This is a genomic window from Streptomyces sp. NPDC001568, from assembly GCF_042893755.1.
In the GTDB taxonomy this organism is placed as follows: domain Bacteria; phylum Actinomycetota; class Actinomycetes; order Streptomycetales; family Streptomycetaceae; genus Streptomyces.
The window spans coordinates 1-19,086 of record NZ_JBIAVF010000021.1; the positions used below are offsets into that span (position 1 = coordinate 1).

Consider the following 19,086-nt stretch of genomic DNA (forward strand, 5'->3'; position numbering starts at 1 on the left):
GGAGGCCGACCAGCGCGGTGGCGTGCGTCAGGTTCGGGAAGTACCCGATGCGGACCTCGGAGGCGGAGAGCTTCGCGCCGCCCGTCGCGGCGGCGTTGGTGGCCTTGTCGCCCTCGTCCTTCTTGGACTCCGAGCCGTAGCCGCAGGCGGTGAGCAGCAGGGGAAGCGTCGCGGTGACGGCGATGGCGCGCAGGGTGGTGAGCGGTCTTGCGGCAGACACGGAGGTGTCCTTTCACGGGATGGAGTTCAAGGAGGTGCGGAGAAGGGCGACGCGTAGCCGTCGACACACACGGAACCGACGCCCGGCGGTGAGCGGTGAGCGGTGGGCGACGGGGTTGCGGTCGTCGGTCCGAGGAGCGAAAGGGTGTCGGACGGAGTCGAGCGCGGGAGTCCGTATGACGGGCTCGACCTCCGGCTCCGGAGTCCAGGCGGTCGGCGTGGGCGGCCGAGAGGCCCGCCCGACGGTGCTCAGCGCCGACTACGCGTGGAACGAGGTCCGGAGCGTGGTGTCAGCAGGCCTGACAGAGGGCGCCGGACGTGCGGAGCAGGTCGATGTGCCGGCGGGAGGTCAGAGACAGCATCCGGCCTGCGTGACGCGGTGTTCGCACGGCCCGCCTCCCTGAATTCCTAGTTTTCCCACCTGGTTGGTAGGCATATTGGCAGAGGCGGACAGCCGTCCCAAGAGGGTGACCGAATGGTGGACGCGGGAATCTCGTTATGTGAGAACGCGCAGGTGGGACACGGGTCAGGGATTGGTCCAGGCGCCGGGGGTGTCGGCCAGCGCCGATACCCCCGCGGGCAGGTCGGACGACGCGACGTCGGCGAGGCTCACGCCGTCGAGGATCTCGCGGACATTGGCCCGCAGCGCGATCCACAGGGGGAGCAGTGCTTGGGCGGGGCCGGTGTAGGACAGGTCCGGAGGACGTACCCCGCGCACCGAGACGAGCGGCCCGTCCACGACGCGGATCACGTCCGCGATGCTGATGGACCGGGCGGGCTTGGCCAGCCGGTACCCGCCGTTGCCGCCGCGCCGGCTGAGCACGAGGCCGCCCCGGCGCATGTCGTTCAGGATGCCCTCGAGGAACTTGTGCGGGATGTCCTGGGCTTCGGCGATGGCCTCTGCCTTCACCGGCCCGTCATCCTGTGACGCGGCAAGCTGCAGTGCGGCACGTACCGCGTAGTCCGCCCTGGCTGAGATCCGCATGCGGACAGTATCTTGCATCGATCCGGCCGCTGTCCCCTCGCGGGTGGCCGCCGGCGCCGGGCAGGTGCTCGGGCCCGCGTCAGCGGAAGGCCGCCACCGCGGGGTGGGAGCCGTTGAGGTAGTGCTCGCCGATGGAGCGCAGGCGGTGGGCGGCGGGGCGGTGGGCCGTCAGGACCCGGGCATTGCGCCAGAAGCGGTCCAGGCCGGGCGCGTCGGCGAGTTCCAGCACCCGGGCGGTGATGCGCAGGGCGGCCTTCGACGTCACGGTCTCGGCCGTGGCGACCAGGGCCGCGACGCCGGCGGCTCCTTCCGCGTCGAGGTGCGGACCCGTGTCGAGGGCCCGCGCCATCACGTCCGTCGCCCGGGTGACCACGGCGGTGGCCGTCTGGGCGGCCGAGGCGAGCTCCCCGTACGTCAGGAAGAGGTCGGGGTCCTCGCCGGGCAGCCGGTGCGCGCGGCCGCCCCTGCTGAGGTCGCGCGCCTCGGTGAGGGCGCCCTCGGCGACGCCTAGGCCGACGTGACACAGGGCGAGCCGGAGCGCCGGCTCCGCGAGCGCCGTGAAGGGTGCGGTCGACTCCTCGTCGTGCGGCCGGCGGCCCAGCACCTGTTCGGGCGCGATGGTCACCCGGTCCAGGACGACCTCGCCCGCGCCGGCGACGCGCTGCCCGAGCCGGTCGTGGGCGGACTCGATGGTCACGCCCCGTGCGCTGGGCGGGATCCGTACGACCAGGACGTCGCCGCTCGCCGCGCAGACGGCGTCGAACACGATCTGGTCGGCCGCGGCCACCGCCGTGTCCACGAACCGGCGCCCGCTCAGCACCCAGCCGGGGGTGCGCCGCCGCAGCCTGAGCTCCGGTCCGTCGGTGTCCTCGTGGGAGACCGGAGCGCGGACCGCGCCGGTCCACAGCCACTGCTCGCCCACCGACTCCTCTTCGAGGGCGGTCGCGTGGTGGTGATGCGCGTAGAAGCGTCCGCTCCAGGTGTGCACGTAGTGGCGGGCGAGCACGTCGCCGACGGAGCTGTCCGCTGCGGCGATCTCCCGGATGACGGCGCATCCTGTGTGCCAGTCCGCCCCGCGGTCGGGCCCGGGCGGGGTGAGGGCCGCCGGCAGGCCCGCCTCGCGCAGCCGGGCCGTCTCGTCGACCGGCGGCTTGCCCGCCTGATCGCGGGCGATGGCGTCCGCGGCGAGGTCGTCCGCCACGTCGCGGGCGGTACGCAGGAGCGTGCGGCGCTGCTCGTCGACGGATTGCCGGGCGTCGGTGCCATGGGGGGTGGCGGTGGTCATTTCGGCTACTCCGGAACGTTGTTGGGTGGCATCGGCCGGCCGATTCACCGAATCCCCACCTTTCCCATCGGATTGATAGGGATACTTGCCCGAAGCCGCCCGTCCGGCAAGAGCGTGACCGAATAGCGGACGCCGTGATCTCGCCATGAGAGATCGTGCAGCTCGCCGCCCTTTCCTAGTGAACGAGTAGGAAAGTATTGACGCGCGCCCGCCGGGCACCTCACGATGTGACCATGTCCCCGTCGCAGCCGTTGCTCGTACGCCGCAGGCACGTTGACCTCCGTCGGGTCGCCAGCGCCGCCTGCCGACCCGTCTAGGGCTTCTTCGACAGGGCATTCCGCGATGCGCGCCGGCCTTCCGGTGCCGCTCCTCCCCGCGCGCCCGCTGTTCCCGTGACCCCGGCCCGCTGCGCCGTACGGGTTCCGCCCGGCGTGCGGGGCGCCGGCCCTCCGGCCGCACCCGTCACGGAGGCACCTGCCCTGTCGCGGCCCAACACCCGGCGTCCGTACCTCATTCCGAGCAGCCGAAGGGGCTCATCGTGACCACCGCACTTCCCGCACCGGTACCCGCCACCGCCGTCCGCCGCCCTCCGGCGCCGCGCCTCCGGCTGGTCGGTGACCGTCCGCCCGGCGTCTTCGCCAACGAGATCGGCGGCGCCCTCGTCGGATACCTCGTGTTCCTGCCGGCAGACGTGGACCCGGTCGCGGTGATGACCGCGCACGGCATACGCCCGGAGACCCGTCCCCTCGCACCCGGGACACTCCCGGCACCCGAGCCGGGACCGGCCCCGCACCCCGACGCCGTTCGGCTCGACCATGCCATCCGGGTCGATCGCGCACGTCGAGTGGCCGAGGTCGACGGACGCGAACTGGACCTCACCTACCTGGAGTTCGACCTCCTGGCCCACCTGGTGACCCATCCGTACACGGTCCACAGACGTGAGGCCCTCATCTCGGACATCTGGGGTTACGGACACATCGGTGACGGCCGGACGGTCGACGTCCACGTGGCCAGGCTGCGCCGCAAGCTCGGTCCCGCCCACCGGAGCCGCATCACCACCGTGCACCGCGTCGGCTACAAGTACCTTCCCGACCACCAGTAGCCCCGTAACCGGGCCGGTCCAGCTGCCCGACGGAGAGCTTCCGGGCCGGGCGGCGGGACTGGCACCCATTCGGAAGTTCGTCCGTGGAGTGTGGCGCAGGAGGTGTTCCCGTGGTGCGAGCAGCACTGTCCGTGTAGCGTCAGGGGCAGCTGTCATGGTTCCGAAGTACCGGTCGCCCGTGAGCGCAACTGCACGGGCGATTTTGCTGTTCGGCGTCTCTGAGGACCAGGGCGATCACCTCCGGCTCCCGCACCGTGCGGGACCGGTTTTCAGTCCCTTGGAGGACACATGGCCACCGGAACCGTGAAGTGGTTCAACTCGGAAAAGGGCTTCGGCTTCATCGAGCAGGAGGGCGGCGGCCCGGACGTCTTCGCCCACTACTCGAACATCGCCGCCCAGGGCTTCCGCGAGCTGCAGGAGGGCCAGAAGGTGAACTTCGACGTCACCCAGGGCCAGAAGGGTCCCCAGGCGGAGAACATCACCCCCGCCTGATGCGTCAATCCTTGTAGCGGCCGCGACCACGCAGTGGCTCCGCTGTCGCATGAAAGCCCGGTCGGCACACTCGTGCCGGCCGGGCTTTTCTTCCGCCGACCGACCGTGGATGCCGTCAGGCCGTGACGGCCGACCGCCTCCGGAACGTGGCGAGGCATGTCAGGCGCACTGAGCGGCGCCGGTGTGATCGCATCGGGGGCAATGACGACCACCGAGCTGATCCCGGTCAGCGGGGGAGGCCACGACCCCGACGAGGGTGCGGTGGGTCGTCCGGACCGGAGCGGGGCGCCGACGCCGGTCGTCGTCAGGGATCACGACCACCACGGAGATCGGCGTCGTCGCCACCCGCCCGAAAATCAGTGGAGCCCTACTGCCGTGGGCCGTTAACGTGCTTCCGCCCGCAGTCGCCCCCTGGCAAGGACGTGCCGTTGTACACCAAGTGAGACCCCCCGAGCGCTGAACCGTCGCGCGTCGCACCTGTGCGCCGTGCTCCTTTTCGCTGCGGTCTTCTCACTGGAACCGGTGTATTTGCATGTCCAGAACCTGGGTGGTCGTTCCCACCTGCCTGCCGATCGTCCTTCGCCGTTGCCACAGGTGTCCTTCCGGGCGCTTCCGCACGCACGGCAAGTTCCGTGTCAACGCGAACCACAAACTCCTCGATGCCTGGCTCCTGGCCCTGTGCGCCGGCTGCGGGGACACCACCAAACTCACCGTCCTGGAACGGACGCACGTGCGTTCCGTACGACCCGAGCTCCTGAACCTGATGCACGACAACGACCCCGGCCTGGCAGCCGAACTGCTCCAGGACCCGCTCCTGCTGCGCCGCAACCGCGTCGCCCTCGACTGGGACAACGCCTGGCGCCTCGACACCGGCGCGCCGGATCTGCCGGACGGGCCGGATGGTGAGGCGATCGAGGTCCGGGTCCGCTTCGCGGCGCGGGTGCCCGTGCGGCCCGTGCGACTGATCGCCGAAGGCTTCGGCCATGCGCGAGCCGAGGTGGAGAGGCTGCTCACCGAGGGGAACCTCGTGTCGACGGTCCGTCTGGGCGGCAAGCTCTCGAGCGACTTCACCTTCACGCTCAAGCGCTGAGTCCTTCGACCAGCCCGGGTCCTGTCCGGCAGCATCCGATCGGATCTGCCGGCAGGGCCCGGTCCGAGGCGAAGTCGGCCGGGCGCAGGCCGGCTCCGTACCCGCTCGGGCGGGCACGCCGTAGAACGCGTGGTCGGCCGTCGAGGTCCCGACGCGTAGGGACCCGTCGCCGGGGGAGGAGGCCACCCGTCGGCCGGTCAGGGGCGGCCGACCGGGACGTGGGGGCGCTGGATGTCCTCCGGGTGGGCCGTGTGCAGCACGGCCTCCTCGTGGGCGACGGTGCCCGCCGCGACGAGGGCGTTGATGCTGGTTTCGAGGGTCCGCATGCCGTCACGGTGGCCGGTCGCGATCATGTTCCGCAGCTGGCGGGTCTTGCCCTCGCGGATCAGGTTGCGGATCGCCGACGTGCCCACCAGCACCTCGAAGGCCGCCACCCGGCCCCCGCCGATCCGTGGGATGAGCGTCTGGTTGAGGATGCCGACCAAGGTGTGCGCCAATTGCAGCCGGATCTGCGGCTGTTGCTCGGCCGGGAACACGTCGACGATGCGGTCCAGCGTCTGCGACGTGTCGTTGGTGTGCAGGGTGGCGAACACGAGGTGCCCGGTCTCGGCGATGGTCAGGGCGGCGGAGATGCTCTCGGGGTCGCGCATCTCGCCGAGGAGCAGGACGTCCGGATCCTCGCGCAGGGCCGCGCGCAGCGCGGCGGGGAACGAGTCGGTGTCGGTGCCGACCTCGCGCTGGTTGACCGCCGAACGCTTGTGCTGGTGCAGGTACTCGATCGGGTCCTCGATGGTGAGGATGTGCACCGGGCGGTGCGTGTTGACGTGGTCGAGGAGCGCCGCCAGACTCGTCGACTTCCCGGAGCCGGTCGGCCCGGTGACCAGCACGAATCCGCGCGGCAGGCCCGCCCACCCGAGGACGACCGGGGGGAGCCCGAGCTGCTCGGACGACGGCACGTTGAAAGGGATGATCCGCAGCGCCAGCGCCGACGCGCCGCGCTGCACGAAGGCGTTCCCACGCAACCTGGCCTTCGCTCCCCAGCTGAACGCGAAATCGACCTGCTTCTCCCGGCGGAACCGTTCCGTGAGTTCCTCGCCCAGCACGCCGGTCACCAGGCGATCGACCTCCGGCTCGGTCAGCGCGGCCCCGTCGAGCGGTCGCAGGGCGCCGTCGACGCGGAGGAACGGCGCCGATCCGGTGGTGAGCAGCAGGTCGCTGCCGCCGCGCTCCCACAGCTCGCCGAGCAGGTGGTCGATGATCGCGGAACTCGGCCCGGACATGGTGGTCTCCAAGGTGGGGTGCTTGTTCATGGCAGGACCGTCCACTGCTTGACGGTGCCGGCGTGTCCGTCGAAGGACACTGCGGCCCGGACGAGCGGGCCGGACAGCAGATCGATCCGGGCGCCGCCGAGGTGCACGGTCGCGCCGCCGCTCCCGGCGGTGACGGTGTAGGTGACTGTGAGCCCGGCCAACTGGGAGGCTGTGGTCAGGCCACACGGTGCCAGGTCGATCCGGTCGGTCACCGGGCCGTTCGCGCCGAGACGGACCGGCACGTCCAGGGCGTTGTCGACGCCGGCGCAGGTGCTGCCGGGGAAGTTGACCGACACCTTCACCGAGGCCACGTCGCCTTCCTCGTGGTGCGCCACCTGGAGGACGACGTGGTCGAGCGGTCCGGTCGTGGCCGGTGCCGGTTGGGCGTAACCGCCGAGTGTGGCGGACGCCCGGCCACCGCCGGGGACGGTGGCGCCCGTGACGTCGACGGGCGCGCCGGGAGCCGGGGGCGTGAACCCGGTGATCGCGGTGACCGACGCCGGTTCGGCGATCACGGCCGGATAGGTCGTGAACAGCACCGGCTCCGGTGGAACTCCGATCACCGGGCGGAGGTACCTGCTGGTCGGGCTGATGCCTAGACCGATGGTCCGGGCGATGATGCCGCGCGTGACGACCTGCGAGCCGACCTGGCTCATCGACAGGTCGACGGCAGCGGTCGGCGCGTACACGGTGCCGTTGATCAGCAGGCGGCTGTGACGGGTGGCCGTGTCGGCGTCGTCGGTCGACTTCAACACCGCGCAACGGTTGCCCGCGGTGAGGCAGCCGGACAGGGCCCTGATGGACGGGGCGCGGAACACGATGTCGAGCTCGACGCCGTCGAGTTGGACGGCGGCTTCGGTACTGACCGCGCCCAGCCTCGCCGCGTAGTCGACGGCGAGCTCGGACAACTGGTCGGCCTTCGTGACCCCGCAGGCGCCGAGATCGACCAGGTCGACGCCGAGCGTCCTTTCGTGGGTGGTCAGGGTGTGGTTCGCGTCGCAGGCGGTACCGGTGCCGGAGACGGTCAGCGCTGCCGTGGGCGGGCCCGTCGGCGCGGGAGGCTCCGTGGGAGACGGTGGCTCCCCAGGCGAGGGTGGTGCGGGGGTCGTGTCGTCGTCCTGGTGCGATACACGCAGCACGAGCTTGTCGATCACCGCCCCCGCCGGCAGGGGGAGCATCGCGAACGCGCCGAGCCGGATCGACGCCGTCGGGGTGGCCGTGGAGAGCCTCGCGGTCGAGGTGGTGGCGTCGAGCGTCTGCGCGTTCTTCGGGTCGAGGAACGCCGTGGCGGTGGGCGTTCCGGTGCTGACGGCCTGGGTGGGTCGTACCGCGATCGCGGGTCGGTGGTCCAGTTCCAGGCTGACCCCGTCGAGCTGAGCGGTGGCGGTGGTGCTGCCGGCGCCGGGGGCGGCGGTGTAGGTCACGACCAGGCCGGTCAGCTGGGCGGGATCGGTCAGGCCGCAGGTGGTGACCAGGTCCAGGGTGTCGGTGGCCAGGGCGCCCCGGCGCGTGGCGAGCTTCTGCGGGGTGGTGCAGGCGCCGGGCATGCCGGGCCCGGTCAGGGTGACGGCGACCGTCGGCGGCGGTCCTCCGGTCGCCCCGGGGTCTTCGCGGTGCGCGATGTGGAGCAGGGCCCCGTCCAGGACCGAGCCGGGCGCCACCGCAGGGGTGTCGTAACCGCCGAGGCTGATGGTGGCGGTCGGCCTTGCGACCGGGTCGAGAGTGGCGTGGGCCGTGTTGGCGCCGTCGATCGCCTGGGCGTTGGCGGCGCGGATGAACGTCGACGACGACGCGCTCGTCGCAGGCCGGGGCCGCGGCGGGTCGTGGACGACTTCGAGCCACATGCCATCCAGGGAATGGGCGCCCGCGGTGCCGCCCGCCGTCAGCCCGGCGTTGTAGGTCGCGGTCAGCCCGGTCAGTTGTGCGGGGTTGGTGATCCCGCATGCCTTCAGGTCGACGCGGTCGTCGGCCAGGCCGGCCCGCGCGGTGAGCGGCAGGGCGGTACACCTGCCGGCGCCGCCCGCCGGGGTGACGCTGATGCTGGGCGCCGCCGCGTCACCGCTCTCCCGATGGGCCACCCGCAGCACGGCGGAGTGGATCGTCGAACCCGGCGGCAAGGGCGGCAGGCCGAACCCGACCAGGGTGATCGACGCGGACGGGGCGGCCTTGGTCAGATCGGCGCCCGCCACCGACGTCGGCTGTTCGCCGATCTCCAGAGCGTTGTCGGGCTCGGTGCCGGTGGCGGTGAACCCGGTCGACGCGGCCACGGCGGTCGGCTTGAACGTGGTCGGGGTGCGGTAGGCGACCTCCAGCCAGATGCCGTCCAGGCGTGCCGTGGCGGTGGTGCCGCCGGTGTCCAGGGTGGCGGCGTAGGTCACCGCCAGGCCGGTGAGCCGGGCCGGGTCGCTGAGCCCGCACGCGCCCAGCAGGTCGATCGGAGGATCGGTGGCGAGCGCCGTGTGCCGGGGCAGGTCGTCGGTGCGGCAGGTGTCCGCGCCGACGGCGGTCGTCACCTTCACCGCGCCGGGGGCGGTCAGGTCACCGCCGTCCTCGTGCCTGACACGCAGCGTCGCGCTGGTGATGACCGAGCCGGGCGGCACCCGCGGGGTGAAGCCGGCGAGCTGCATCGAGGCCGAGCGTCGCTTCGTCGGGTCGAGGACGGCGTCGGACGTGCAGCTCGCGGTGCCCGTCGGCTGCGCGCACCCGGGTGGGGTCGGCCGTTCGCCGCTGGTCAGGGCATGGCCCGGGTCGGCGAAGCCGGTGTTCGTGACCACCGCCGCCGGCTTCAACGTGTGGGACGGCTTCGGCGGCTGGACCCCGTACACCGCCACCTGCTGCGCGTCCGGGCTCACCGGGGCGCACAGTTCGACGTGACCACGGTCGACCTGGAATCGGCTGCCGCCGCCCATCACGACCTCGACGCCTTCGGGGCGCGTCGTGTCGCAACCGCCCGGGTTGGGGATGGTCGGGCGGGTGGGGGCCCCGGGATCCCAACCCGCCCGCGTGCCGCCGACCACGCTGACCGTGGGGTCGTTGACCGTCCAGACCGCGTCGGCGCCGGTGAAGGTGAAGTCGAAGTAGTGGATACCCGGCTCCAGCCACACGACGACGTCGGGGCAATCGCCACCGGTGAGGCGGGTGAGGGCGCGGGCGTCGTCGTAGTAGCCGGGTTGCAACCGCACCAGCCAGGCACCGGGGTCGGGGCAAGCGGGCACCGTCCGCCGGACCGGAACGGCCGTGGCCGGCGGGGTGTGGTCCGGGTCGGCGCCCACGACCTCGTCGGCGGGAGCCGGCGGGGTGTCGTTGGCGCAGTCGCGCGCGTACGGCGCCTGGTTCGGGGACAGCCGGGTCTGTGACACGGCGCCGGAGCAGTTGCCGACGGCCGACACGTCGCCCGACACCACCATCGAGGCGCCCGCGCCGGTGGTGATGTTCGAGTGGGAGAACACGCTGCCCTGCACGCGCAGTCCGGGCGTGGTCACGTGGATGCCGTCGTCCGCCGCCTTGCCCAGGCTGCGCAGCGCGTCCTGCGGTTGGGTCGCGCGCGTGGCCGCGGGAGACGTGTTGAGGGGGTCGCAGTGGACGATCATCCGCCGGCCGTTGATCGGCGGGGCGGTGTAGTCGGCGCACGGGTTGCCCTGCGAGAAGTTCTTGATCGCGAGCTGCGTGGCACCGTCCGCGCTGTAGTCCCGCTTGGTCTGGTCGACGTACACCTTCGCGGCTTTCAGTCCGGTGCCGGCGAAGGACAGGACCGACACCGCGACCAGGCTGAAGACGACGATGAACGCCAGCGCGAGGATCAGTGCCGCGCCCTGTTCGTCGCCGCGCGGGCGGCGCGCATTCAGGGGGCACGGGCTCGGGCGGCGCGGATTCGGGCGGCCGGTCATGACGCGCTCGATCGTCGGACGGCTGTGAGGGCGGTCGGGGGTGCGGCGGGATCGCTCTGCACGGTCAGCGTTACCTCCATGGGCGAGGTGCACGAGGTCTCGGCACCGCAGCTCAGAGTCACCGGATGGGTCGATGTGGTGGGGTCGAACCGGCCCAGCGACGTGGTGACGACGCCGGCGTCGGTGCACGTCACCCGGTTGAGGGCGCCGGTCGGACGGTCGTAGGCGTACACGACGTCGGTGCCGGGCCGGCTCAGGTGGACGATCACGCCGACGACGCCGCATGCGGGGTCGGTCGTGACGTGGGCCGCGCTGTGCACATCGCCGTAGAAGTAGCGGCCCAGCGTGCCCACCGCGCTGGTGGCGGCCACCCGCTTCTCGGTGCCCGCCGTGAATTGCAGTCCGAGGACGATCGCCTTCGGCAGCAGGAGCCCGATGATGCCCAGGATGACGATGGTGACCAGCAACTCGGTCAGGGTGAACCCCGACTCCGAGCGTCCCGTTGGTCGTTGGTCGGTCATGACAGCATCGACTCCCGCTTGACCACTTCGAGCGTGGCGTCCCTGACGGAGTGCGGGCCGGTCGAGTGCACGGTAAGCGTCACCTTCTGCACTCCGGTGTCGGCCGTCGGGCAGGTCGGGCCGAACGCACCCACTCCGTCCCAGTATTCGATCGTGACGGTGACGGTGTACCCGGCCGGCGGTGTCGGCGTCTCGTAACCACGGGCGCAGGACACGTACGGCGCGCCGACGACCTTCTCGGCGGCGCTGCGGATGACCGAGTCGGCGCCGGTCACCTTCTGTTGCGTGACCGAGCTGATGATCGCGGTGCCCATGCCCCCGAAGATGGCCACGAAGGCAACGCCCATGAGCACCACGGCGACGAGCACCTCGACCAGGGTCTCGCCCTCTTCGCCACGGGGGCGCCGGGGGCGGCGTGCCGGGCCGGTCATTGGACCTCGACCTGGTTGTAGACGCCGTAGATCGCCGAGAGGAGGGCGACGGCCACGAACCCCACGACGACCCCGACCACGATGACGATGGCCGGCTCGAACAGGCTGGTCAGCCGCTTGAGTTTGTGCTGCAGCTCCTTCTCGTAGAACTCCGACACGTTCTCGAGCTGGTCGTCGAGGGTCCCTGTCTCTTCCCCCACGCGCATCATCTGGGTGACTGCCCCGGGGAACAGTTTGGTGCGGGCGATCGGCCCGGAGATGCCGCCGCCTTCGAGCATCTCCACCCGTGCCCTCGCGATGGACCGTTCGTACACCAGGTTGTTGGCGCCCGAGGCGGCCAGGTTGAGCGCCTCCGGGATGGGCACGCCGGCCTTGATCATCGAGGTCAGGATGCGGCAGAACCGTTCGATGACCATGTAGCGGACCACGTCGCCGACCACCGGCATCGCCAGCAGGAATCGGTCGCGCAGTACCCGTCCCCGCTCGGTCCGCAGACCGGCGATCACTGCCGCGACGAGCGCGACGAGCACGCCGATGATGACCGGATACCAGACGGTGACGAAGTCGGTGAAGCCCAGCAGGATCCGGGTCGGCAGCGGCAGTTCCGCGTTGAAGGACTCGAAGAACAGCTTGAAACGGGGCAGCACGAAGATGACGAGCACGAGGATGACGCCGATGGCCAGGGCCATCACCAGGCTCGGATAGGTCAGGGCGGAGCGGATGGTACGCCGGCCCTCGACGTCCCGCTCGATGTAGCGGCCCAACTGGGCCATCACCACGTCGAGTTCACCGGTCGCTTCCGCCGAACGGAGGACGGAGACGTAGAACGGCGGGAGCGCCTTGGCGTGGGTGGCCATCGCGCCGGCGAAGCTTTCGCCGAATCGCAGCGAGTCCGTGACGTCGACGAGCAGCTTGGCCAGCTTCTTGTCCTTGGTCTCGGCGCGGATGATCTCCAGGGCGTCGAGGATGGGTACCCCGGCTTTGATGAAGGCGGCCATCTGGCGGGAGAAGTTGCTCAGCTCGACCAGGTCGACCTTCGCCGCGGTGAGTTCGAGCTGCAGCAGGTTGCGGCCCGCGGCCGTGACCGACCGCACGTCGTACCCCTGCCGGGTCAGGCTGGTGGTCACTCCGTCGACACTGGAGCCCGTGAGCACGCCGGTGGCCTGTTTCCCGTCCGGGCCGACCGCGACGTACTTGAAGGTGGCCATGCCGATGCACTCCTGGTGTCCGGTGTCAGAGGTTCGCGTTGTCGGTTCGTCGGTTCGTCGGCTCGTCGGTGTTCAGGTGCGGCAGCCGGCGAGCCGGGCACCAGGGTGCGTTCGGCTAGACCACGTACACGCTGGACATGATCTCGGCGATGGTCGTGACCCCCTCCTCCACGAGACGGACGCCGCCGTCCAGGAGGCTCTCCATGTGCTCCTCGCGGGCGGCAGCGCGCAGGCTGCTGATCGGCGCCTTGTCGACGAGCAGCCGTTTGACCGTGTCGCTCATGACGAGCAGTTCGAAGACGCCGATCCGCTCCTGGTAACCGGTTCGGGAGCAGAAGTTGCAGCCCCGCCCCTGCCAGAACCCGGAGTCGGTCGAGCCGCCGGCCTTCGTGAAGAAGGCCAGTTCGTCCAGACCCGGCTGGTAGGGCTCGCGGCACTGGTCGCAGATCCGCCGCACCAGTCGCTGGCTGACCACGCCGGCGACCGTGGAGGTGATCAGGAACGGCTCGATGCCCATGTCGGTGAACCGGTGCAGCGCGGAGCAGGCGTCGGCGGCGTGGATGGACGACAGGACGAAGTGGCCGGTGAGAGCGGACTCGACCGCGATCCGCGCCGTCTCGCCGTCTCGGATCTCGCCGACCAGGATCACGTCGGGGTCCTGCCGGAGGATCGAGCGCAGCCCGGTCGCGAACGAGACGCCCGCCTGATCGTTGATCTGGATCTGGTTGACCGACGGGACCACGTACTCCACCGGGTCTTCGATGGTGGTGATGTTGCGCTCGCTCTGGTTCAGTTCACCGAGCGTGGCGTACAGGGTGGTCGTCTTTCCGCTGCCGGTCGGTCCGCCGCAGGCGACCATGCCGTACGGCGAGCGCAGCAGGGACGCGAACCGTTCGTAGGTCGCGGCGGGCATGCCGAGCTCGGCCAGCCGCAACAGGGTGCGGTTGCTGTCGAGCAGCCGCAGTACCGCTTTCTCGCCCCAGATGGTGGGGGTGGTCGCGACCCGGATGTCGACCGACCTGCCGTCGATCTCGGTGGCGATCTGCCCGTCCTGCGGACGCCGCCGGTCGACGATGTTCATATTGGCCATGATCTTGATGCGGCTGACCACGGACGGGCCCATGTTCTCCGGCAGGCTCAGTACGTCGTGCAGCGCGCCGTCGATCCGGTACCGGACCCGGACCCGGTCGGCGTGCGGTTCGATGTGGATGTCCGAAGCCCGGTCGCGCAGGCCCTGGGTCAGCATGAGGTTGACCAGGTGCACGACCGGCGCGTCCTCGCTCACCACCCTGGCACCGGAGTGGGCGTTGCGACCGGTCTCGGTCGCCTCGAAGGCCTCGACCAGGCTGCCGGCGCCGGCCAACGCCCGGTAGGCGCTGTCGATCGAGCGCCGGATGTCCGAGGGAGCCGCGATCGCCAACCGGACCTGGTCCGGCGCGACGGCCCGGCCGACCTCGTCGAGTACGCGCGGGTCACCCGGGTCGCCCGCCGCGATCAGCAGCGTCCCGTCGGTCCGCCGCACCGCGACGACGCCCAGCGAGCGGGCCAGCGCCTCCGGCACCCGGGCGGCCGCCTCGGGATCGGGCTCGCTCTGGTGCAGGTCGGCGACCGGGATTCCGAGTTGAACCGACAGTGCCTCGATCAGTGACCGCTCGTCGACCATGCCGAGTTCGACCAGGAGGGCGCCGAGCCGCTTGCCCGACGCCGACTGCTGCAAGAGCGCCTCGTCGACCTGTGCCGGGGTGAGGAGCCCGCGCCGCACCAGCAGTTCCCCGATGCGTGGCCGCTCCCGCCCTGCGGGCGAGGGCTGCGCCGCGACGGACGCCGCGTCCGGGGCGGGTCCGTCAGCCGTAGCCGGCGACGGCGCCGAGCTCTGCACCCCATCGGGCAGGGTGTGGTCCTCGCCCACAGGACTTGTCGTCGCCGCGCGGCGCCGGAGAAAACGGCCGTTCGCCACGGAACCCACCCCTTTCACGCATCCAGAACAGCGGCAGACCATCCGCCGCGAGCGAATCGCATTGGTCGTCAGTTGCTGATTAGTCAGCGGCACACTACAGCACGCCCTCGCGTCACCCTCGGCGCCCTTGCTGCGGATGCGCCCCTTGTAAGTCCATCACCTGCTCAGTAGTCTACCGCTGATTAATCAGGCTGTTACTAACGCTCGGTTCACCTGGACCGGTCGCTGTAGATGGAGAAAGATGTTCACAAACCTGCAAGGCGCGTTGCGTCAGCGAATGCGTGCACGGACCGAGAACGCGGAAGCCGGCTTCACGCTCGTCGAGCTTCTCGTGGTCATCGTGATCCTCGGCATCCTGTCCGCCATCGTCGTCTTCTCCGTCAGCGGCATCAACGACAAGGGTCAGGGCGTGGCGTGCAAGGCCGACAAGGCCACGATCCAGACCGCGGAAGAGGCGTACTTCGCCAACAACAACAAGTACGCCACCGTGGAGGACCTCTACAAGGCCGGGCTCCTGTCCACCGTTTCGGAGTGGCACGAGGTAACGGACCTCACCAAGTCCGTCGCCACGCCGATCGCCGGTAGGGCCTGCGCGACCACCCCCTGATGCGGGGTTTCTCACTCAGGCTTCACCCGTCGCCGATCGTCCAGTGATCGCGTTGGTCGGGTGGCAGCGGAAGCGCCACCCGGCCGAGCGTGTTCGGCGACCGGATGGTGACGGGAAACATCCGGTACGGCACCATGACGCCCATGTCATCCACATTTGTCATAATTATCGGCCTGTTGGGGCTCGCGGTCGGATCGTTCCTCAACGTCGCCGTATCCCGCGTGCCGGCCGGCCGATCGGTCCTGCGGCCCCGCTCCGCCTGCCCGGGATGCGCCACGCCGATCGCGGCCCGGGACAACATCCCCGTCGTGTCCTGGCTCCTGCTGGGCCGGCGCTGCCGCGCCTGCCGGGTTCCGATTCCCGGGCGCTATCCGCTCATCGAAGCGCTCACCGGGCTCCTCTTCGCCGCCGAGGCAGTTCGCTTCGGCTGGTCGGAAACGCTGCCGGCCGCCCTGGTATTCACCGCAGGACTACTGGCCCTGGCCGCCTGCGACGCGGAACAGTTCCTGCTCCCTCGACGGCTGATCTACCCGACTCTCGGACTCACCGCCGCCTGCCTGCTCACGGCCGCGGCGGCCACCGGCCAGTGGCACCGGCTCGGCGTGACCGCGGCATGCGCAGTGGGCGGGTTCGCCGTCTTCTTCGCCCTGTACCGGGCGCGGCCGGCCTGGCTCGGATTCGGCGACGTGCGCCTGGCCGGCTTGCTCGGTACCGGGCTGGGCTGGCTCGGTCCGTGGTACCTCGTCTTCGCGCTGCTGGCCGGCAGCGTCGCCGGGTTGGCTGTGGGCATCGCGCTCATCGCGGCGGGGCGAGCGACCCGCCGAACCCGCCTGCCCTTCGGCCTGTTCCTCGCCGCAGGCGCCATCGCCGCCATCCTCGTGGGCGCGCCTGTCATCCACTGGTACGAGAGCCTGAGCGACCTGTACGCGCCGGGTGCGGTGCTCACGCCGGTTCGCCACTGAACCCTCACCGCCAGGGCCGGACGACGGATCCCTCGTGCGCCGCCCGCCGGACCGATCGGTGTGTTCTCCCGGGATCCGGCGCCCACGCCGAGCCTTTTGGCATCGGGCTCGGCCGGCATCGCGAATACCATCGGCGATCCTTACTCTTGTCGCTATGAAGGAACCTGATCTGCCACTGGCCGAATGGATCGTGCTCGCACTCCTGGCCGAACGACCCAGCCATGGCTTCGCCATCGCCACCCTCACCGCGGAGGGCGCAGAGATCGGTGAGTTCTGGTACATCTCGCGACCCATGGTCTACCGGTCGATCACGCGGCTGGTCGAGCGCGAACTGATCACGCCGGTCGGCGCCGAGGAAAGCGACCGCGGACCGCAGCGCATGATCCACGCCGCCACCCGCTCGGCGAAGACGACGGTCAGCCGGTGGCTCAGCGAACCCGTGACGGAACTGTTCGACGTCCGCGCCGAGCTCACGTGCAAGCTTCTGCTGCTCCAGCGCCGCGGCACCAGCCCGGCCCGCCTGGTCGAGCGGCAGCGCGTCGTCATCGACGAGATCGAGGAATCGCTGCGCGCCAAGGAGGACGCCGCCGGCGACCACATCGCCCGCGCGAGCTACGCCCTGCGGCTGGAACACGTCCACGCCGCGCGCCGCTTTCTCGACGCCGTCGACGTCGACTCGACGCAGCCGACCGTCAAGACCCGCTGACGTGACGCTCGTGGTCATCCTCCCCCCGGCGTCCACGTCAACGCCGCGCGCGCCACGACCCGATCCGATCGGTAGCGGACGGCAGGACCAAGAAGGGCTCGGCGATCGCGTCATCGCGATCGCCGAGCCCTTCTCGCACATCAGCGTGTCATAGGCAGCAGCCGGGAACGGGTCGTCGGCTACGGCACCTCGACGACGGTCTCGCAGGAGCCGCCGACCGCGATCGCATCCGTGCCCGGGAGCGTCGGACCGCCATGGGCGTCGCCGGCGCAGACGTCCGCGCCGCTACCGCCGGACAGGGTGTCGCTGTCGGCGCCACCGACCACGGTGTCGTTGCCGTTGCCACCGGAGAGCGCGTCATTGCCGGCCCCGCCCTTGACGGCGTCCGTGCCGTCACCGCCGCTGATGGCGTCGTTGCCGTCACCGCCGTCGACGGTGTCGTTGCCGTGGTTGCCCGACACGGCGTCGTTGCCGCCGAACGTGCAGATCGTGTCGTTGCCGCCGTTCCCGCTGACACTGTCGTTCCCGTTGCCGGTCACGATCACGTCGGCGCCGCTCGTGCCGTTCACGGTCCCGTTGCCGGTGATCGTGGCGGCGAGACCGTTGCAGCCGGTCGAGACGTTGATCGTCACGGTCGCGATGTTCGAGTCGACGGTGCCGTCGGTCGCCTTGTACGTGAAGGTGTCGCTTCCGACGTAGGCGCCGGTGGGCCGGTAGGTGAACGAGCCGTCCGGGCCGAGCGTGAGGGCGCCGTGCGTCGGCGCGGTGACGACCGTCGCCGTCAGCGTGCCGCCGTCGGGGTCCGTGTCGTTGCCGAGGACACCGGGAGCGCCGACGACGAGCGGGGTGTCCGCCCCGACGTGGTCGTACGAGTCGTTCGCGGCCGTCGGCGTCCGGTTCGTCGCGTTGAGCAGCACCGAGGCGTCCTTGACGAACGTCGCCGAGCTGTTGCTGTTGGCCGTGACGACATCGGGGCGCCCGTCACCGTTGAGGTCGGCCACCGCTGCGGCATACGGGTTGGTACCGCCGTTCAGCCCGAAGGCGAGCGGGCCGCCGAACGCGCCCGTGCCGTCGCCCTCGAACACGACGACCTCGCTCGTGCCGGAGCTGGAGACGACCAGGTCGACGTGGCCGTCGCCGTTCAGGTCGGCCACCGACGCGGAGGTGAGGTTCGACCCCGCCGACAGGAGGTTCGCGGCGGCGAACCCGCCCGCGCCGTCGCCGAGCAGGACGGCGACGCGCCCCGGCGTACCGGGCGCCACGATGACGGCGTCCTGCTTGCCGTCCTCGTTGACGTCGGCGAGCCTGACCTTGGAAGGCAGCGTCATGCCGGCCGAGACGCTCGACGCCGTGCCGAAGCCCCCGTCTCCGTCGCCCAGGAGCACGGAGAGGGTGCCGGCCGACGAGTTCGACGTGACCAGATCCAGATGGCCGTCGCCGTTGAGATCGGCGGCCCCGATGCCCTGCGGGCCGGTGCCGCCGTTCAGCGCGAACCGTGTCGCCGCGCCGAACGTGCCGTCCCCGTTGCCGAGCACGACCGCGGCGTTGTTCGTGTTCGGGTTGGACGTCGCGAGGTCCGGCTTGCCGTCCTCGTCGAAGTCGCCCACGGCGACGTCGATCGGGAAGCGCACGACACACGGGTTGTCGCCCGTGGTGTCGCACCCGGGCGTCGGGTTGAGGTGTACCGCCGCTCCCGCGCCGAGGGCGCCGGAGCCGTCGCCGAGCCAGACCAGAGCGACGTTGCCGCGCGCGTCCTGGCTGATGACGTCCTGGTGGCCGTCGCCGTTGAGGTCGCGGATCACCGCCGAGGTGAGGAAGAGGTTCGAGAATCCGGTCTGAGGTGCCGCGTACTTCGTCACGGCGCCGAAGCTGCCACCACCCGAGCCGAGGAACACGCCCAGGCCCTCGGTGCGGATCGCCGTCACGAGGTCCGGCTTCCCGTCGTTGTTGAGATCGCCGACCGCGACGGCGGAGCTGCCGCGACCGTTGTCGTCGAGGTGCGCAGCGGTACCGAAGCCGGTCGTGTTCGCGCCGGTCGCCGAGGCCGGGGTGGCGACCATGACGACGGTCGCCACCGCGAGGACGAGGGCCGGGAGACGACGTGGCCGCCCGCGCGTGACCGCGACCGGGAGGGCGTTCGGAGTGAGGTGCCGACGTGGTGATCTGTGCATGGGTGAGGACCCTCCTAAGGGCCTGACGCGTAGGAACGGGTGACGCCGGCATGACGGCCGTCGATCGGCGACATGTCGTGCCGGTCGTCACCGATCCGGTGGGAATTCAGGGCGGGATGACGCCGGCCGATCGACTCGGCCGGTCAGCCATTG

At 70.8% G+C, this 19,086-nt stretch carries 18 protein-coding genes and 1 pseudogene; 7 read left to right on the top strand and 12 right to left on the bottom strand.

The genetic code is table 11. The features are described from left to right. The 4 genes and pseudogenes from ACFY0I_RS32100 to ACFY0I_RS32115 all read right to left on the bottom strand — a co-directional run. Positions 1-220 (bottom strand): annotated as a pseudogene (locus tag ACFY0I_RS32100) (sulfate ABC transporter substrate-binding protein); the annotation flags it as partial. 289 nt (positions 221-509) lie between these two features. After that, positions 510-581 carry a putative leader peptide gene (locus ACFY0I_RS32105; protein WP_388902555.1) on the bottom strand — a complete coding sequence of 24 codons (72 nt, stop codon included), beginning with the start codon at positions 579-581 and terminating at the stop codon, positions 510-512. A 164-nt stretch (positions 582-745) separates the two neighbouring features. Continuing rightward, positions 746-1,204, bottom strand: a complete 459-nt coding sequence (locus ACFY0I_RS32110) for an RrF2 family transcriptional regulator (protein ID WP_388902326.1) — start codon at positions 1,202-1,204, stop codon at positions 746-748. 79 nt (positions 1,205-1,283) lie between these two features. After that, a complete protein-coding gene (locus ACFY0I_RS32115; RefSeq protein ID WP_388902327.1) occupies positions 1,284-2,489 on the bottom strand; it encodes an acyl-CoA dehydrogenase in 1,206 nt (401 codons plus the stop codon). A gap of 233 nt (positions 2,490-2,722) precedes the next feature. On the opposite strand from ACFY0I_RS32115, the gene ACFY0I_RS32120 reads away from it, so the two are divergent. The 4 genes from ACFY0I_RS32120 to ACFY0I_RS32135 all read left to right on the top strand — a co-directional run bounded on the left by ACFY0I_RS32120 (position 2,723) and on the right by ACFY0I_RS32135 (position 5,173). Beyond that, positions 2,723-2,806 carry a putative leader peptide gene (locus tag ACFY0I_RS32120; protein WP_388902556.1) on the top strand — a complete coding sequence of 28 codons (84 nt, stop codon included), beginning with the start codon at positions 2,723-2,725 and terminating at the stop codon, positions 2,804-2,806. Between the two features lie 221 nt (positions 2,807-3,027). Next, complete coding sequence (locus ACFY0I_RS32125) at positions 3,028-3,591, top strand: winged helix-turn-helix domain-containing protein (RefSeq protein ID WP_388902328.1); 564 nt, start codon at positions 3,028-3,030, stop codon at positions 3,589-3,591. Between the two features lie 288 nt (positions 3,592-3,879). Continuing rightward, the gene (locus ACFY0I_RS32130) at positions 3,880-4,083 is read left to right on the top strand and encodes a cold-shock protein (protein ID WP_114041062.1); all 204 of its coding nucleotides are present in this window, start codon (positions 3,880-3,882) and stop codon (positions 4,081-4,083) included. A 532-nt stretch (positions 4,084-4,615) separates the two neighbouring features. Continuing rightward, positions 4,616-5,173, top strand: coding sequence for a DUF1062 domain-containing protein (locus ACFY0I_RS32135; RefSeq protein WP_388902329.1), 558 nt, complete (start codon positions 4,616-4,618; stop codon positions 5,171-5,173). Between the two features lie 197 nt (positions 5,174-5,370). On the opposite strand, the gene ACFY0I_RS32140 is transcribed toward ACFY0I_RS32135, so the two are convergent. From ACFY0I_RS32140 to ACFY0I_RS32165, 6 genes are all read right to left on the bottom strand, one after another. After that, positions 5,371-6,483: a type IV pilus twitching motility protein PilT gene (locus tag ACFY0I_RS32140; protein ID WP_388902331.1), complete on the bottom strand. Its 1,113-nt coding sequence runs from the start codon at positions 6,481-6,483 to the stop codon at positions 5,371-5,373. After that, a complete protein-coding gene (locus tag ACFY0I_RS32145) occupies positions 6,480-10,370 on the bottom strand; it encodes a hypothetical protein (RefSeq protein WP_388902332.1) in 3,891 nt (1,296 codons plus the stop codon). Before ACFY0I_RS32145 ends, ACFY0I_RS32140 begins: the two co-directional genes overlap by 4 nt. After that, on the bottom strand, positions 10,367-10,891 hold the full coding sequence (locus tag ACFY0I_RS32150) for a type II secretion system protein (RefSeq protein ID WP_388902334.1): 525 nt from the start codon (positions 10,889-10,891) through the stop codon (positions 10,367-10,369). Before ACFY0I_RS32150 ends, ACFY0I_RS32145 begins: the two co-directional genes overlap by 4 nt. Then, complete coding sequence (locus ACFY0I_RS32155; RefSeq protein WP_388902336.1) at positions 10,888-11,322, bottom strand: prepilin-type N-terminal cleavage/methylation domain-containing protein; 435 nt, start codon at positions 11,320-11,322, stop codon at positions 10,888-10,890. The genes ACFY0I_RS32150 and ACFY0I_RS32155 overlap by 4 nt, the downstream gene beginning before the upstream one ends. Further along, entirely contained in the window at positions 11,319-12,530 is a 1,212-nt protein-coding gene (locus tag ACFY0I_RS32160) for a type II secretion system F family protein (RefSeq protein ID WP_388902338.1), read from the bottom strand. The genes ACFY0I_RS32155 and ACFY0I_RS32160 overlap by 4 nt, the downstream gene beginning before the upstream one ends. A 115-nt stretch (positions 12,531-12,645) precedes the next feature. Beyond that, a complete protein-coding gene (locus tag ACFY0I_RS32165; RefSeq protein ID WP_388902340.1) occupies positions 12,646-14,439 on the bottom strand; it encodes a GspE/PulE family protein in 1,794 nt (597 codons plus the stop codon). 325 nt (positions 14,440-14,764) lie between these two features. Between ACFY0I_RS32165 and ACFY0I_RS32170 the strand changes: the two genes are divergently transcribed. Next, on the top strand, positions 14,765-15,094 hold the full coding sequence (locus tag ACFY0I_RS32170) for a competence type IV pilus major pilin ComGC (RefSeq protein WP_388902342.1): 330 nt from the start codon (positions 14,765-14,767) through the stop codon (positions 15,092-15,094). 22 nt (positions 15,095-15,116) lie between these two features. Here the strand turns inward: ACFY0I_RS32170 and ACFY0I_RS32175 are convergent, their stop codons facing one another. Beyond that, positions 15,117-15,239, bottom strand: a complete 123-nt coding sequence (locus ACFY0I_RS32175) for a hypothetical protein (RefSeq protein WP_388902343.1) — start codon at positions 15,237-15,239, stop codon at positions 15,117-15,119. Between ACFY0I_RS32175 and ACFY0I_RS32180 the strand changes: the two genes are divergently transcribed. Further along, complete coding sequence (locus tag ACFY0I_RS32180; protein WP_388902345.1) at positions 15,238-16,056, top strand: prepilin peptidase; 819 nt, start codon at positions 15,238-15,240, stop codon at positions 16,054-16,056. The genes ACFY0I_RS32175 and ACFY0I_RS32180 overlap by 2 nt on opposite strands. A gap of 154 nt (positions 16,057-16,210) precedes the next feature. Next, complete coding sequence (locus tag ACFY0I_RS32185; RefSeq protein ID WP_388902347.1) at positions 16,211-16,762, top strand: PadR family transcriptional regulator; 552 nt, start codon at positions 16,211-16,213, stop codon at positions 16,760-16,762. Positions 16,763-16,941: 179 nt separating this feature from the next. On the opposite strand, the gene ACFY0I_RS32190 is transcribed toward ACFY0I_RS32185, so the two are convergent. Then, complete coding sequence (locus ACFY0I_RS32190) at positions 16,942-18,933, bottom strand: FG-GAP-like repeat-containing protein (RefSeq protein WP_388902348.1); 1,992 nt, start codon at positions 18,931-18,933, stop codon at positions 16,942-16,944. Positions 18,934-19,086 lie beyond the last annotated feature (153 nt).

Excerpts from the sequence above, each read along its gene's own strand:
- ACFY0I_RS32110 (WP_388902326.1), bottom strand. The coding sequence starts at position 1,204 with ATGCGGATCTCAGCCAGGGCGGACTACGCGGTACGTGCCGCACTGCAG.
- ACFY0I_RS32115 (WP_388902327.1), bottom strand. The coding sequence starts at position 2,489 with ATGACCACCGCCACCCCCCATGGCACCGACGCCCGGCAATCCGTCGAC.
- ACFY0I_RS32120 (WP_388902556.1), top strand. The coding sequence starts at position 2,723 with ATGTCCCCGTCGCAGCCGTTGCTCGTACGCCGCAGGCACGTTGACCTC.
- ACFY0I_RS32130 (WP_114041062.1), top strand. The coding sequence starts at position 3,880 with ATGGCCACCGGAACCGTGAAGTGGTTCAACTCGGAAAAGGGCTTCGGC.
- ACFY0I_RS32135 (WP_388902329.1), top strand. The coding sequence starts at position 4,616 with ATGTCCAGAACCTGGGTGGTCGTTCCCACCTGCCTGCCGATCGTCCTT.
- ACFY0I_RS32140 (WP_388902331.1), bottom strand. The coding sequence starts at position 6,483 with ATGAACAAGCACCCCACCTTGGAGACCACCATGTCCGGGCCGAGTTCC.
- ACFY0I_RS32145 (WP_388902332.1), bottom strand. The coding sequence starts at position 10,370 with ATGACCGGCCGCCCGAATCCGCGCCGCCCGAGCCCGTGCCCCCTGAAT.
- ACFY0I_RS32150 (WP_388902334.1), bottom strand. The coding sequence starts at position 10,891 with ATGACCGACCAACGACCAACGGGACGCTCGGAGTCGGGGTTCACCCTG.
- ACFY0I_RS32155 (WP_388902336.1), bottom strand. The coding sequence starts at position 11,322 with ATGACCGGCCCGGCACGCCGCCCCCGGCGCCCCCGTGGCGAAGAGGGC.
- ACFY0I_RS32160 (WP_388902338.1), bottom strand. The coding sequence starts at position 12,530 with ATGGCCACCTTCAAGTACGTCGCGGTCGGCCCGGACGGGAAACAGGCC.
- ACFY0I_RS32170 (WP_388902342.1), top strand. The coding sequence starts at position 14,765 with ATGCGTGCACGGACCGAGAACGCGGAAGCCGGCTTCACGCTCGTCGAG.
- ACFY0I_RS32180 (WP_388902345.1), top strand. The coding sequence starts at position 15,238 with ATGTCATCCACATTTGTCATAATTATCGGCCTGTTGGGGCTCGCGGTC.
- ACFY0I_RS32175 (WP_388902343.1), bottom strand. The coding sequence starts at position 15,239 with ATGGGCGTCATGGTGCCGTACCGGATGTTTCCCGTCACCATCCGGTCG.
- ACFY0I_RS32185 (WP_388902347.1), top strand. The coding sequence starts at position 16,211 with ATGAAGGAACCTGATCTGCCACTGGCCGAATGGATCGTGCTCGCACTC.
- ACFY0I_RS32190 (WP_388902348.1), bottom strand. The coding sequence starts at position 18,933 with ATGCACAGATCACCACGTCGGCACCTCACTCCGAACGCCCTCCCGGTC.